General features: G+C 71.0%; 12 protein-coding genes and 1 tRNA gene. 10 read left to right on the top strand and 3 right to left on the bottom strand.

All coding sequences use genetic code 11. The features are described 5' to 3' along the window. Nucleotides 1–209: 209 nt before the first annotated feature. The 4 genes from ACGFSH_RS07320 to ACGFSH_RS07305 all read left to right on the top strand — a co-directional run bounded on the left by ACGFSH_RS07320 (nt 210) and on the right by ACGFSH_RS07305 (nt 4,096). Nucleotides 210–806 carry a M48 family metallopeptidase gene (locus ACGFSH_RS07320; RefSeq protein ID WP_329413405.1) on the top strand — a complete coding sequence of 199 codons (597 nt, stop codon included), beginning with the start codon at nt 210–212 and terminating at the stop codon, nt 804–806. 144 nt (nt 807–950) lie between these two features. Then, nucleotides 951–2,630, top strand: a complete 1,680-nt coding sequence (locus ACGFSH_RS07315) for a TerD family protein (RefSeq protein WP_393345848.1) — start codon at nt 951–953, stop codon at nt 2,628–2,630. 11 nt (nt 2,631–2,641) lie between these two features. Then, nucleotides 2,642–3,322 (top strand): AIM24 family protein, encoded by a 681-nt coding sequence (locus tag ACGFSH_RS07310; RefSeq protein ID WP_079659796.1) that lies wholly within the window; start codon nt 2,642–2,644, stop codon nt 3,320–3,322. Between the two features lie 18 nt (nt 3,323–3,340). Further along, on the top strand, nt 3,341–4,096 hold the full coding sequence (locus tag ACGFSH_RS07305) for an AIM24 family protein (protein ID WP_393345846.1): 756 nt from the start codon (nt 3,341–3,343) through the stop codon (nt 4,094–4,096). 66 nt (nt 4,097–4,162) lie between these two features. Here ACGFSH_RS07305 and ACGFSH_RS07300 read toward each other — a convergent pair whose 3' ends face one another. Next, on the bottom strand, nt 4,163–4,678 hold the full coding sequence (locus tag ACGFSH_RS07300; RefSeq protein ID WP_393345844.1) for an NUDIX hydrolase: 516 nt from the start codon (nt 4,676–4,678) through the stop codon (nt 4,163–4,165). Beyond that, complete coding sequence (locus tag ACGFSH_RS07295; RefSeq protein WP_393345842.1) at nt 4,675–6,153, bottom strand: zinc-dependent metalloprotease; 1,479 nt, start codon at nt 6,151–6,153, stop codon at nt 4,675–4,677. Before ACGFSH_RS07295 ends, ACGFSH_RS07300 begins: the two co-directional genes overlap by 4 nt. A 192-nt stretch (nt 6,154–6,345) precedes the next feature. On the opposite strand from ACGFSH_RS07295, the gene ACGFSH_RS07290 reads away from it, so the two are divergent. The 4 genes from ACGFSH_RS07290 (at nt 6,346) to ACGFSH_RS07275 (ending at nt 9,544) form a co-directional block, all read left to right on the top strand. Continuing rightward, nucleotides 6,346–7,455, top strand: a complete 1,110-nt coding sequence (locus ACGFSH_RS07290; RefSeq protein WP_393345840.1) for an SDR family oxidoreductase — start codon at nt 6,346–6,348, stop codon at nt 7,453–7,455. 169 nt (nt 7,456–7,624) lie between these two features. Then, nucleotides 7,625–8,086: a molybdenum cofactor biosynthesis protein MoaE gene (locus ACGFSH_RS07285; RefSeq protein ID WP_393345838.1), complete on the top strand. Its 462-nt coding sequence runs from the start codon at nt 7,625–7,627 to the stop codon at nt 8,084–8,086. A 120-nt stretch (nt 8,087–8,206) separates the two neighbouring features. Continuing rightward, on the top strand, nt 8,207–8,398 hold the full coding sequence (locus tag ACGFSH_RS07280; protein WP_329417662.1) for a hypothetical protein: 192 nt from the start codon (nt 8,207–8,209) through the stop codon (nt 8,396–8,398). Nucleotides 8,399–8,452: 54 nt separating this feature from the next. Then, entirely contained in the window at nt 8,453–9,544 is a 1,092-nt protein-coding gene (locus tag ACGFSH_RS07275) for a PDZ domain-containing protein (protein WP_393345836.1), read from the top strand. 33 nt (nt 9,545–9,577) lie between these two features. On the opposite strand, the gene ACGFSH_RS07270 is transcribed toward ACGFSH_RS07275, so the two are convergent. Then, nucleotides 9,578–10,120, bottom strand: a complete 543-nt coding sequence (locus ACGFSH_RS07270; protein WP_329413417.1) for a PPA1309 family protein — start codon at nt 10,118–10,120, stop codon at nt 9,578–9,580. 164 nt (nt 10,121–10,284) lie between these two features. Here ACGFSH_RS07270 and ACGFSH_RS07265 point away from each other — a divergent pair, with 164 nt between their 5' ends. Together ACGFSH_RS07265 and ACGFSH_RS07260 are read left to right on the top strand one after the other, a co-directional pair. Continuing rightward, nucleotides 10,285–13,266, top strand: a complete 2,982-nt coding sequence (locus tag ACGFSH_RS07265; protein ID WP_393346937.1) for a UPF0182 family protein — start codon at nt 10,285–10,287, stop codon at nt 13,264–13,266. A gap of 40 nt (nt 13,267–13,306) precedes the next feature. Continuing rightward, nucleotides 13,307–13,380: transfer RNA gene (locus ACGFSH_RS07260), tRNA-Met, on the top strand. The last annotated feature ends 203 nt before the right edge of the window (nt 13,381–13,583 follow it).

The following is a 13,583-nucleotide window of genomic DNA, read 5'->3' as shown; positions in this document are numbered from 1 at the left end:
GTCATGCCGACGGAGCGGGGCGTGGGGTGTCCTCGCTCCGCCGACGAGTGCCAGCATGCCCGGGCCCGCCGGAGGCCGCCGAAAGTTGTCCACAGGCAGAGGCGTTCATCGTACGAATGCGTCGGACGAGGCAAACGCGGCAGGAGAGATCGAAACCGAACCGCCCCGGGGTCGGGACTTCCCCCGTGTGCAGCGGGTAACGTCGGGGCGTGTCCGCCGACCCACTGCACCGCGCCGGAACACCACAGCGCAGTACGACGAGCCAGCCGCCGAGCGGCTCACGGGCGAGCGCCATCGAGGTCCGCAGGAGCGCCCGTCGACGTCGGACGGTCTCCGCGTACCGTGAGGGCGACCGCACCATCGTGCTCATCCCGGCCCGGATGTCCGAGGCCGAGGAGCAACGCTGGGTGAACGTCATGCTCGACAAGCTCGCCGCCCAGGAGAGCCGGCGGGTGCCGGGGGACGCCGAGCTGGCCGAGCGTGCGGAGCGGCTGTCGGCCCAGTGTTTCGGGGGCCGGGCCCGGCCCGCCTCGGTGCGCTGGGTGACCAACCAGAACACCCGGTGGGGGTCGTGCACCCCGGCCGAGGGCAGCATCCGGCTGTCGCACCGCCTGAAGGGCATGCCCGAGTACGTCATCGACTACGTCCTCGCCCATGAGCTCGCGCATCTGCTCGTGCCCGGTCACGGGCCCGACTTCTGGCGGCTGCTGGAGGCGTACCCGCGCACCGAGCGTGCGCGCGGCTACCTGGAGGGCGTCGTCGCGGCCGAGCGGCTGCCCCACCCGCCCGGCGCACGCGGGGAGTGACCTGCTCCGCGCGCGCGGTGAGCACGTCCGCCCCCTGGCGACGCCGGTTGTGTACCGGGTCTGTACCGACATCGTGCGTTGTCCGACTTTGCCGTTAGCCTGACGCGACGCACTCGCAATCGGGATGGGGGACGGTCGTTACGCATGCCCAGGGAATTCCAGCGCGGCCACAAGGCCAAGATCAGTGACCTCACCGCGGGCACCGATCTGTACGTAGGCGTGCAGATCACCGCACCCGGCCTGACCTTCGACATCAGCTGCTTCGGCCTCGACGCCGACGAGCGGCTCTCGGACGACCGGTACTTCGTGTTCTTCAACCAGCCGAAGTCCCCGGAGGAGTCCATTCAGCTCCTGGGCCCCCAGGCCGGCGACACGGAGTCCTTCCGCGTCACCCTCGACCGGATCCCGTCGCAGATCCACAAGCTCTCCTTCACCGCGACCGTCGACGGCGCCGGCCAGATGTCGCAGATCGGTCCCGGGTACCTGCGCATCGTCGCGGGCGGCGAAGAGGTGGCCCGCTACGCGTTCAGCGGCGCGGAGTTCACCACCGAGCGGGCCGTGATGCTGGGCGACATCTACCTGAAGGACGTCTGGCGGTTCGCGGCCGTCGGGCAGGGTTTCGACGGCGGTCTGGACGCGCTGCTGAAGAACTTCGGCGGCGAGGTCGCGGAGGAGGAGGCCCCCGCGGCACCCCCCGCGCCGGCGCAGCCCCAGGCCGGCGGCGCCACTCCCGGCTTCGCCCCGCCCGCGTTCGGCGCGCCCCCGGCCCCCGCCCCGCATCAGCCGCAGCCCGCCGCTCAGGGCTTCGCGCCCCCGCCCGGCGCGACTCCGCCGCCCGCCCCGGCGCCGGCGCCCTCGGTGCACGCGCCCTCGGTGCACGCCGCGCCGACCATCGTCGGACCTCTGGCCCCGCCCGGCGGCGGCCATGTCCCGCCCCCGGCCCCCGCCCCGGCGCCCTACGGCCAGCCGCAGCAGCCCTACGGGCACGGCCCGGCGCCGACCGCGCCCATGCCGCCCGGCTACGGCCATCAGCCCCCGGCCCCGCAGGCCCCGCCCGGCTACGGACAGCCGGCCCCGCCCCCCGGCTACGGCCAGCAGCCCCCGTTCGGACAGGTCCCCGGCCAGCAGGCCTACGGTGTGCCGCAAGGCGCCCCGCAGGGCGGCGCCGGTGTGGCCTCCGCACTCCAGCAGTTCAAGGAGACGCCCACCGGGCAGCGCTGGACGCAGCAGAACAAGAAGCTGATCCGCGTCGACCTCGGCATGGGCGGCCAGCCGGTGCTCGCCCGCCAGGGCAGCATGGTCCTCTACCAGGGCAAGGTCGACTTCAGTTACAAGGGCGCCGGGTTCGCCGGCCGGATCGTCGGCAACGCCACCGGCCAGGAGATGCAGCTGATGCGCTGCACCGGCCAGGGGCAGGTCTTCCTCGCCGAGAACTCCACCCATGTGCACCCCATCGAACTCCAGGGCGACGCCATCTGCGTCTCCGCCGAGAACGTCCTCGCCTTCGACGAGAGCCTCCAGTACGAGGTCCGTCGCATCGAGGGGCACGGCATCCCCGGCGGCGCGCTGTTCACCATGCAGTTCCAGGGCACCGGCACGATCGTGGTCAAGACGCACGGCACGCCCGTCGTCCTGCCGGTCACGCCCACCACGTTCGCCGACTGCAACGCCGTCGTCGCCTGGTCGGCCGCCGCCCAGGTGGTCGTCTCCAGTCAGGTGCGGATGCGCCGCAACGCCTACCCCGGCGACACCGGAGAGAGCGTCAACCTCCAGTTCCGGGGAGCTCCCGGCAACTTCATCGTCGTCCAGCCGTACGAGGTCTGAGGGAGCCCGTCATGAACCAGCCGCTCGCGGGCTACGCCCCCGCACCCGTCACCGCCCGCATGGAGAACCACGGCAACCACATGCTGAAGGTCGCCATGCAGACCGGCAACGACCTCTTCGCGCGCGTGGGCTCCATGGTCGCCTACGAGGGCTTCGTCCAGTACGAGCCCAACCCGCCGGCCGTGCGCCAGATCGCACGCGACTGGATGACCGGCGAGGGCGCGCCCCTGATGAAGTGCACCGGCGACGGTCTGCTGTACCTCGCCGACTACGGCGCGAACGTCGTCGTGATCAACCTCAACGGCGACGGCATCTCCGTCAACGCCACCAACCTGCTCGCCTTCGACGCGCACCTCACCTGGGGCGTCGAGCGCGTCAAGGGCCTCGCGAAGTTCGCCGGCCAGGGGCTGTGGAACACCAAGATCTCCGGTCAGGGCTGGGTCGCGCTGACGTCCCGGGGCAAGCCGATCGTGGTCGACTGCGGCGGCGGCGAGGACGAGACGTACGTCGACCCCGACGCGCTCGTCGCCTGGTCCCCGAACCTGAAGGTGAAGGGCAAGCGCAGCTTCAAGGCGCAGTCGCTCATCGGCCGGGGCAGCGGTGAGGCCTACCAGATGGCCTTCTCCGGCCAGGGCATCGTCGTCGTCCAGCCCAGCGAGGACAGCACGGACCGCCTCCGGGTCCGGGGCTGAGGGAGAGCCAGAAACGTCATGCAGAGCCCACTTTTCGCGCACAACGACTCGCAGACCCAGGAACGCTGGAGTCTGCAGAACAAGCAGATGCTCCGGGTCACCCTGGAGGGCCATGACGACATCCTCGCCCGCAAGGGCACGATGGTCGCCTACCAGGGCCTGATGGAGTTCGACGCCGAGTTCCAGAACCGCCAGCAGGGACGCGCGCGTGCGTACACCGGCGAGGGCCTGGACCTGATGCGCTGCCACGGGCAGGGCACGGTCTACCTCGCCAACCTCGCCCAGCACATCCACGTGATGGAGGTGGAGCAGGACGGCCTGACCGTGGACAGCAGCTACGTGCTCGCCATGGACTCGTCGCTGCACCACGAGGTCATCGCCGTCGACAGCCTCTACGGCATCTCCGGTTCCGGCAAGTACCAGCTCAACATCACCGGCCGCGGCAAGGTCGCCCTGATGACCTCGGGCGCGCCCCTGCTGATGCAGGTCACCCCGGACAAGTACGTCAACTGCGACGCCGACGCCATCGTCGCCTGGTCCACCGGGCTGCGGGTGCAGATGCAGGCGCAGACGCACTCCTCCGGCGTGTGGCGCCGGCGCGGCAACACCGGTGAGGGCTGGGAGCTGAGCTTCATGGGCTCCGGCTACGCCCTCGTGCAGCCCAGCGAGCTGCTGCCGCCGCAGAACGCGGCCATCGGCTCCGGCCTGGCCGCCCAGTACGGCATGGGGCAGCAGGGGGCGCGCGGTCAGAACCAGGGCAACGTCTGGAGCTGACCGTCCGGCACGGTGAACCGGCGTGAGGGGCGGCCGCCCGGCGGGCCGCCCCCTCCGTCCGCCGGCTCACAGCCGCGCGCGGGTCGCCTCCAGGAGCCGTACGACCGAATCGTCGGCGACCTCCGCCACCTGCGCGTACGGGAACCAGCGCAGGTCCAGGGACTCGTCGCTGATGGCCTCCACGGACCCGGCGGGGGCCAGCGCCGCGTACTGGACGTCGTAGTGCCAGGCGCACGGCGTCTCATGGCGGTCGAGGCGGACCGGGCCGCCGGGCAGCAGGGTCAGCCCCGGCACGCCCGACTCCTCGGCGCCCTCACGCAGGGCGGCGGCCGCCAGCGTTCCGTCGCCCGGCTCGCAGTGCCCGCCCGTCTGGAGCCACATCCGCAGCTTCCTGTGGAGCGTCAGCAGGACCCGCTCCCGCTCGGGGTCGATCACCAGCGCGCTCGCCGTGACGTGCCCCTCCCGGCAGGCCTTCCACATGCCGTCCGGATGCGCCTCCAGATGGTCCAGGTAGGACCGGCGCAGCTCTTCCTGGTCCTCGTACTCCTTGAGGACGAGGACCGCGTCGTCGTACAGGCTCACTCGGCGCCGTCGCCCCTGGAGTCGTGGTCGTCGTCGGTCTTCGGCGCGTCGTCCTTCGTGAGGTCCGGCTTCCCGCCGCCGGCGCCGCCGCTCGCGGCCTCGCCGAGCATCTTGTCCAGCTCGGAGAAGTCCATGTGCTCGCGGTGCACGAAGCCGTCCGGGTCGTCCAGGTCGGAGGCCGTGGGCAGCATGTCCGGGTGCGCCCACAGCGCGTCCCGGCCGTCGACCCCGCGCGCGTCCGTCAGCGAGGCCCACAGGCGCGACGCGTCGCGCAGACGGCGCGGGCGCAGCTCCAGGCCGATCAGCGTGGCGAACGTCTGCTCCGCGGGGCCGCCGGTGGCGCGACGACGGCGCAGCGTCTCGCGCAGCGCGTCGGCGGACGACAGGCGCGGCTTCGCGGCGGCGTGCACCACCGCGTCCACCCAGCCCTCGACGAGCGCCAGGGCCGTCTCCAGACGGGCCAGCGCGGCCTTCTGCTCCGGGGTGTCCTCCGGCTGGAACATGCCCTGCTGAAGGGCGTCCTGAAGCTGCTCGGGGTTCTGCGGGTCGAACTGGCCGACGACGTCCTCCAGCTTGGCGGTGTCGACCTTGATCCCGCGCGCGTAGCCCTCGACCGCGCCGAACAGGTGCGAGCGCAGCCACGGCACGTGCGCGAACAGACGCTGGTGCGCGCCCTCGCGCAGGGCCAGGTACAGCCGCACCTCGTCCTGGGGCACGCCCAGGTCCTTGCCGAAGGTCGCGATGTTGACCGGCAGCAGCGCCGCGCGCCCGGCCGGGCCGAGCGGAAGGCCGATGTCGGTCGAGCCGACGACCTCGCCCGCCAGGACGCCGACGGCCTGTCCGATCTGGGAGCCGAACATCGCCCCGCCCATCGAGCGCATCATGCCGATCAGAGGGCCGGCCATGGCCTGCATCTCCTCCGGCAGGACGTCGCCCATGGCGGCGCCGACGCGTTCGGCGACCGGGTCGACGAGTTCCTTCCAGGCGGGCAGGGTGGCCTCGACCCACTCCGCGCGCGACCACGCCACCGCGGAGCCGGCGCCGGAGGGCAGCGAGGTGGCGTCGTCCAGCCACAGGTCGGCAAGGCGGACGGCCTCCTGGACGGCCGTGCGCTCGGCGGAGCCGACGCTCGCGTCCTTCACGCCGTCGGAGGTGCCCTGCGAGACCGTCTGGCGGGCGATCTGCTTGGCCATGTCCCAGTTCACCGGGCCGCCCTCGTACGAGAGCATCTGGCCGAGCTGCTGGAACGCGGCGCCCAGGTCGTTGGGGTTCAGCGAGCCGAACATCGCCGCCAGGGGGTTGTCCGCGCCGGGGCCGCCCGGAGCGCCGAAGCCTCCGGCGCCGGGCAGCCCGCCGAAGCCGAACGGGTTGGCCGGTCCCTGACCACCGCCGCTCTGCGAGTCCTTCTTCTTGCCCTCGTCGCCGTCTTCCGGCTCCTCCGGCGGAAGGCCGAATCCGAATGGGGTGTCACTCACGGGGTTCCTCGGCTGGTAAGGCCACCGGTCATCGGCCGGCGGCGACTGCCCTGCAACACCACCCAGCGTAGACACCCCGGCTCGATCGGGCCTCGGTGCTTCGCCGACTGCCGGCCTGCGGCAGGATGGATGCCACCTGGTACGTACGCGTCACTCGCGCCCGTATGCCAAGACAACCGCTGGAGACACCTGGTGAGTTCCCCAGATCCGCAGGTTCGCGCAGCGCGAAACCGATCGACCCCGGGCGGTTCGCGCGGGCCCGTCGTCGCCGTGACCGGCGCGGCGAACGGGGTGGGCGCGCAGCTCACACAGCGTCTCGCCGCGTCGGAGGAGGTCAAGCAGGTCGTCGCCATCGACGAGCGGCGCGGTGAGTGCGACGCGGCGCAGTGGCACATCCTCGACGTCCGCGACCCGGCGATCGCCGACAAACTGCGCGGGGCGGACGTCGTCGTCCATCTCGCACTCGACCTCGACCTGGGGAGTGACGCCGCCGCCCGGACGGCCTACAACGTGCGCGGTACGCAGACCGTGCTGACGGCCGCGGCGGCGGCCGGGGTGCACCGGGTCGTGCTGTGCACCTCCGCCATGGTCTACGGAGCGCTGGAGGACAACGAGCTGCCGCTGTCCGAGGACGCCGAGCTGCGGGCGACGGCCGAGGCGACCGGCGTGGGCGACCTCCTGGAGATCGAACGGCTCGCGCGGCGCGCGCCCCGGGCGCATCCGGGGCTCAACGTCACCGTGGTGCGGCCCGCGGTCCTGGTCGGCGGCACGGACACCGCGCTGACCCGGTACTTCGAGTCGCCGCGGCTGCTCGTCGTGGCGGGCTCGCGGCCCGCCTGGCAGTTCTGCCACGTCGAGGACCTGGTGAGCGCCCTGGCGTACGCCATCTTGGAGAAGGTCGACGGGGAGCTGGCCGTCGGGTGCGACGGGTGGCTGGAGCAGGAGGAGGTCGAGGAGCTCAGCGGGATCCGCCGGATGGAGCTGCCGTCGGCGGTCGCCCTGGGCGCGGCGGCCCGGCTGCACCGGATCGGGCTGACGCCGTCCCCGGCGGGCGACCTGGCCTACACGATGTACCCCTGGGTGGTGAGCGGGAGCCGGCTGCACGACGCGGGATGGCGGCCGCGCTGGACCAACGAGGAGGTCCTCGCCGAGCTGCTGGAGGAGGTCGCCGGGCGGCACACCGTCGCCGGGCGGCGGCTGGGACGCAAGGACGCGACCGCGGCGGGCGCGGCCGGCGCGACGGTCGCCCTGCTGGGCGCGGCGGCCGTCGTGCGGCGCGCCAGGAAGGCCCGCCGCAGGTGACCTCGGCGAGGTGAGGGCCTGACCTCGGGGGCGGCGGGGAGGGGATGCCCCCGCCGCTCTTTCGCCGCCGTGGCGGGGCGTCTTTCGTAGGACGCTCCGAAGCGGCACGCGCGTGTGCCGGGTGATCACGCTATTCCGGCCCGTCTCCCGGGTGCGGCACGATGGGGGTATGGCAGCCATCGACGACCATCCGGGCGAGTACGCAGCGCCGGACCCCATCAAGCTCATCGCCGTCCGCGACCGCGCGCTCTCGCTGGACGAGGTCTTCCGGGCCGTCGGGGACGACGCGGCCGGGGGCACGGCCCTGTTCGTGGGCACCGTGCGCAACCACGACGGGGGCGCCGACGTCGACGCCCTCGGGTACTCCTGCCATCCCAGTGCCGAGGCGGAGATGCGGCGGGTCGCGGAGAAGGTCGTCGCGCAGTACCCGGTGCGGGCGCTGGCCGCCGTCCACCGGGTGGGGGATCTCGCGGTGGGGGATCTCGCCGTCGTCGTCGCCGTGTCCTGTCCGCACCGGGGCGAGGCCTTCGAGGCGTGCCGCAAGCTGATCGACGACCTCAAGCACGAGGTCCCCATCTGGAAGCACCAGACGTTCACGGACGGGACGCAGGAATGGGTCGGCGCCTGCTGACCAGGAGGGCGGACGGGCGTGGCCGAGACCTGCGTCCGCTCACCCGTCCGGTTGCGTAACCGCACCCCTGCCGTGAGCGTTGTCCGTGCGGACGGTTAATCTGCTGATCAGTCAGTTGCGGTGGTTCGTCGGGGTTGGGAGGTCGTCATGGCGGCGCTCGTCTGGTTGCTGATTCCACTGGTCGCCGCGATCGGCGCGGGCCTGTGGGGCAGTTGGGCCAACCGGACCCGCAAAGCCCGAAGCGACGGCCCCGAGCTGGACGGCTACGCCCGCTTCCGCGCGGCCATGGAGAAGCCCCACTCGCGTACGTGACCCGGGTGGCAGCCCTGACGGTGCGCTGACAGACCCGTCCCGTAATGTCGAGGCATGCCACGCCGCACCGCGACGATGCTCGCCTCCACCCTGATGCTGATCGCGCTCCTGTGCGCGGGAGTGCTCATCCCCGTGCCGTACGCGGAGATGTCCCCGGGGCCGACGGTGAACACGCTCGGCGACCACGACGGCGAGCCGGTGCTGCAGATCTCCGGGCGCAGGACGTACGCGACCAGCGGCCACCTGAACATGACCACCGTGCGGGTCACCAGCGCCGACTACCGGATGAACCTCGTCGAGGCGGTCTACGGCTGGCTGGCGCACGACACCAAGGTGGTCCCGCACGACACGCTGTACCCGGACGGCAAGACCGAGGAGCAGTCCACCCAGGAGAACGCCGAGGAGTTCAGCCAGTCCCAGGAGAGCGCCAAGGTGGCGGCCCTGAAGGAGCTGAAGGTCCCCGTGACGTCCTGGGTGATCGTCTCGACCGTGGTGAAGGGCTCCCCGGCCGAGGGCAGACTGCACGCGGGCGACGTGATCAAGGCCGTCGACGGGACGGCCGTGAAGCAGCCAGGCGACGTCGCCAAGCTGGTGACCGTGCACAAGCCGGGCGAGAAGGTCGTCTTCACCATCGTCCCGGCGAAGGAGCAGGCGGCCGCCGAGAAGGCGCACAAGACGGCGACCACGACCCAGGACGTCGCCGTCACCACCGCGGCCTCCGACGACAGCGGCCGCAAGCGTGCCATCGTCGGGATCTCGGCCGGCACCGACCACACGTTCCCGTTCACCGTCGACATCAAGCTCGCCGACGTGGGCGGCCCCAGCGCCGGCCTGATGTTCGCCCTCGGCATCTACGACAAGCTCACCCCCGGCAGTCTCACCGGCGGCAGGTTCGTCGCCGGCACCGGGACGATCGACGACGACGGCAAGGTCGGACCGATCGGCGGCATCGAGCTGAAGACGGTCGGCGCGCGCAGCCAGGGCGCCCAGTACTTCCTGACGCCCGCCGAGAACTGCGCGGCCGCCGCCAAGGACACCCCCTCGGGGCTCAGGCTCGTCAAGGTGCACACCATCGACGACGCCCTCGCCGCCCTCAAGGACATCCGCGGCGGCGACACCGCGGGCCTGCCCGCGTGCGAGAAGTGACCGCGGGGCCGCCCCGCTGAGACGCGCGGGCCGCTACTCGGCGAAGGTCGCCGAGAGCGCCTCCGCGAGCCCGGGCACCAGGCCCGAGCCGGTGAGGACCTCCGTCGAGGCGTCCTTCTCCCGCAGCCGCAGGGCGGAGTCGCGGGTGCCGTCGCGCAGGACCCCGACCGTCATCCGGACCTCCTGGCGGTCCGGGTGGTCCGACACCCACTTCGCCAGCTTCGCCTCGCTCAGGCCCTGGGGGACCTGGGCCTCGGCCGACGGCGGCAGCATCAGACGCTCCACGGTGAGGGCGCAGCCGACGACCGCGTCGGGCCAGGCGATCGTGGCGAGGAACTCGTCGAGCGGCTTGTCCGTCGGCACCTCGTCCTGCTCGACGGGGGTGAGGCCGGTGATCTCGGGCTCGTCCTGGAGGCCGAGCTGAGCGGCGAGCGACGGTTCCTGGGCGCGCAGCCGGGCGGTGTCTACGAGGGCGAAGAGGCGGGCGGGCTGGTCCCAGCCGAGGCCGGAGGCGTACTCGTCGATCTCGAGCACGGCCCGGGTGAGCGGGCTCGCCGCCATGGGAGTGTTGGACATGGTCACAATCCTCTCTCGTTCCTGGCCGGAATCGGGAACCGAGTAAACCGTGAGTAAGTTGCATAGGTGGGAGCCCGCGATCACGGCGGGCCGCCAACGGCCCACGAACACGCGGGCCTGACGGATCTACTGCGACTTTCGAGGTGCGCACCTTGGCTTTCCAGATGCCGGACCGCGGCGGAGGCCCCACGGGGCCGCGGATCAGAGTGGGCCGCCCGTCCCGGCGTGTCCGGACCCTGCTCATGACACTGGCCGTCCTGGCCGTCCTGGGCATGGCGTTCACCATGTTCGCCGGGTTCTGGACGGACTGGCTCTGGTACCGCTCGGTGCATTACTCGTCGGTCTTCACCACCACGCTGTGGACCAAGATCGGGCTGTTCTTCGTCTTCGGCCTGCTGATGGCCGTCGCGGTCGGCGTCAACATCTGGCTGGCGCACCGGCTGCGGCCGCCGCTGAGCGCGATGTCGGTGGAGCAGCAGAGCCTCGACCGCTACCGCATGGGCATCGCGCCGTACAAGACGTGGCTGCTGCTCGGCATCACCGCCCTGGTCGGCCTGATCGCCGGCGCGTCCGCCGCGGGCCAGTGGCGGACCTGGCTGATGTGGGTCAACGGTGTCTCCTTCGGACAGAAGGACCCCCAGTTCCACCTGGACGTGTCCTTCTTCGCCTTCGACCTGCCCTGGTACCGGTTCCTGCTCGGCTTCGGCTTCGCCGCCACGATCCTGTCCCTGATCGCCGCCGCGCTGACCCACTACCTGTACGGCGGGCTGCGGGTCACCAGCCCCGGCGCGCGCGCCACGGCCGCGGCCACCGGCCATCTGTCGGTCCTGCTGGGCATCTTCGTCGCGCTCAAGGCGGTCGCCTACTGGCTCGACCGCTACGGCCTCGCGGTGAAGTCCAGCGACTTCAAGGCCACGGACAACTGGACGGGCCTGCGCTACGTCGACGCCAACGCCTACCTCCCGGCGAAGACGATCCTGTTCTGCATCGCCGTCATCTGCGCCCTGCTCTTCTTCGCCACCCTGTGGCGCCGCACCTGGCAGCTGCCGGTCATCGGCTTCGGCCTGATGGTGCTCTCGGCGATCCTCATCGGCGGGCTCTACCCGGCGATCGTCCAGAAGTTCCAGGTCCAGCCCAACGAGCAGGCCAAGGAAGCCCCGTACGTCGAGAAGAACCTCAAGGCGACGCGCGAGGCCTACGGCATCGACGGCGCGCAGGTCACCGAGTACTCGGGCACCAGCACCACCAAGGACAAGACGACCCTGCGCGACGACGCCGACGCCACCGCGAGCATCCGCGTCCTCGACCCGAACATCGTCTCCCCGACCTTCCAGCAGCTCCAGCAGATGCGGAAGTACTACGCGTTCCCGACCAACCTGGACGTGGACCGCTACAACGTGAAGGGGACCGACGAGGACACCGTCATCGGTCTGCGCGAGCTGAACCTCGCGGGCGTCGACAAGCAGAACTGGATCAACAACCACTTCCGCTACACGCACGGCTACGGCGTGGTCGCCGCCAAGGGAACGACGTCCGACCCCGAGGGGCGCCCGGTCTTCACCGAGTCCAACCTGCCCTCGCAGGGCGAGCTCGGCAGTTATGAGCAGCGGGTCTACTACGGCGAGAAGACGACCACGTACTCGATCGTCGGCGGCCCCCAGAAGGAGATCGACTACTCCGACGACAAGGGGGAGAAGACCACCAGCTACACCGGCAACAGCGGCGTCAACCTCTCCAACCCGGTCAACCGGGCCGCGTACGCGGTGGCGTTCGGCGAGCCGCAGATCCTCTACTCCGGCGCCATCGGCGACGGTTCGCGGATCCTGTACAACCGCACGCCCAAGGAGCGCGTCGAGGCGGTCGCCCCGTGGCTGACCATCGACGGCGACGCCTACCCGGCCGTGGTCGACAACAAGATCCAGTGGATCGTCGACGCCTACACGACGACCAACGGGTACCCGTACGCCTCCCGTACGACGCTCGGCGACACGACGGCCGACTCGCTGACCGCGACCAACGACAACCGCGCGGTGGTGGCCCAGCAGAACCAGGTCAACTACATCCGCAACTCGGTGAAGGCGACCGTCGACGCGTACACGGGAGAGGTCAAGCTCTTCCAGTGGGACACCCAGGACCCGGTCCTCAAGACCTGGATGAAGGCGTTCCCCGGCACGGTGAAGGCCAAGTCGTCCATCTCGCCCTCGCTGATGGCGCATCTCCGCTACCCGCAGGACCTGTTCAAGGTCCAGCGCGAACTGCTCACCCGCTACCACGTGAAGGACGCGACGACGTTCCTCAGCGGCAGCGAGGTGTGGCAGGTGCCGGACGACCCGTCCAACAAGTCGGGCGACGCGGTGCCGCCGTACTACCTGAGCATGAGGATGCCCGACCAGAAGGCGCAGGCGTTCTCGCTGACGACGACGTTCACGCCCAACGGCCGTGACAACCTCAGCGCGTTCATGGCGGTCGACTCCGAGGCGGGCACGCCCGACTACGGCAAGATCAGAGTCCTGAAACTCCCGACGAGCACGACCGTCGACGGGCCCAAACAGGTGCAGAGCCAGTTCAACTCCGAACAGGACATCGCCGAGTCCATCAGACTCCTCAAGGGCGGCGACTCCGACATCGAGTACGGCAACCTGCTGACGGTTCCGCTCGACGGCGGCCTGCTCTACGTGGAACCCGTCTACGTGCGCGGCGGCGGCCTCAAGTACCCGCTGCTGAAGAAGGTGTTGGTGACCTACGGCGGCAACACCGCCTTCGAGGACACCCTGGACGAAGCCCTCAACAAGGTGTTCGGCGCGGAGGCGGCGACCCCGCCGCCGACGGACGAGGGCGGGGGCACGACCCCGCCGCCGACGTCGTCCAACCCGACGGTCCGCCAGGCGCTGGCCGACGCGCAGAAGGCCTTCGAGGCCGGCCAGGAGGCGCTCAAGAAGCCCGACTGGGACGCGTACGCCAAGGCGCAGAAGGATCTGGAGGCCGCGCTGAAGCGGGCCGAGGACGCGCAGGCACAGGCGGACAAGGGCGCCAAGACCGGCGGCGGCGCCGTCCCGTCGCCCTCGGCGAGCCCCCGCGCCGGCAGTGGCGCGGCGGCCGGCGGCAAGGCGACCGGCAGTCCCAGTCCCGGCCCGAGCAGCAGCTGATCAAGCCCGTCCCGCGTCGTGATACGGTTGTGGAACACGACGCGGGGTGGAGCAGCTCGGTAGCTCGCTGGGCTCATAACCCAGAGGTCGCAGGTTCAAATCCTGTCCCCGCTACTGAAGACGAAGGCCCGGATCCAGAAACGGATCCGGGCCTTCGTGATGTGCGAACGCATGTGCCGGGGGACCGATGGCCGCGTCGCGGTGGGGAGTTGGGCGATCTGTGTTTCACTTGTCTCTCTGTGGGCATGTCGACAAAACGCTGTAGTGACCTTACGGGCCGCGGTATACCAGGTGTACCCGGGTTGCGGGTGGTGCGA

It is taken from the genome of Streptomyces sp. NPDC048481 (assembly GCF_043200075.1).
GTDB lineage: Bacteria > Actinomycetota > Actinomycetes > Streptomycetales > Streptomycetaceae > Streptomyces.
Note: the sequence above shows the minus strand (reverse complement) of the source record. Positions and strands in the feature narration are given on the sequence as shown.

What these genes read in the sequence shown, in the direction of transcription:
- ACGFSH_RS07315 (WP_393345848.1), top strand. Translation starts at nt 951, where the DNA reads ATGCCCAGGGAATTCCAGCGCGGCCACAAGGCCAAGATCAGTGACCTC.
- ACGFSH_RS07310 (WP_079659796.1), top strand. Translation starts at nt 2,642, where the DNA reads ATGAACCAGCCGCTCGCGGGCTACGCCCCCGCACCCGTCACCGCCCGC.
- ACGFSH_RS07305 (WP_393345846.1), top strand. Translation starts at nt 3,341, where the DNA reads ATGCAGAGCCCACTTTTCGCGCACAACGACTCGCAGACCCAGGAACGC.
- ACGFSH_RS07285 (WP_393345838.1), top strand. Translation starts at nt 7,625, where the DNA reads ATGGCAGCCATCGACGACCATCCGGGCGAGTACGCAGCGCCGGACCCC.
- ACGFSH_RS07275 (WP_393345836.1), top strand. Translation starts at nt 8,453, where the DNA reads ATGCCACGCCGCACCGCGACGATGCTCGCCTCCACCCTGATGCTGATC.
- ACGFSH_RS07270 (WP_329413417.1), bottom strand. Translation starts at nt 10,120, where the DNA reads ATGTCCAACACTCCCATGGCGGCGAGCCCGCTCACCCGGGCCGTGCTC.
- ACGFSH_RS07265 (WP_393346937.1), top strand. Translation starts at nt 10,285, where the DNA reads ATGCCGGACCGCGGCGGAGGCCCCACGGGGCCGCGGATCAGAGTGGGC.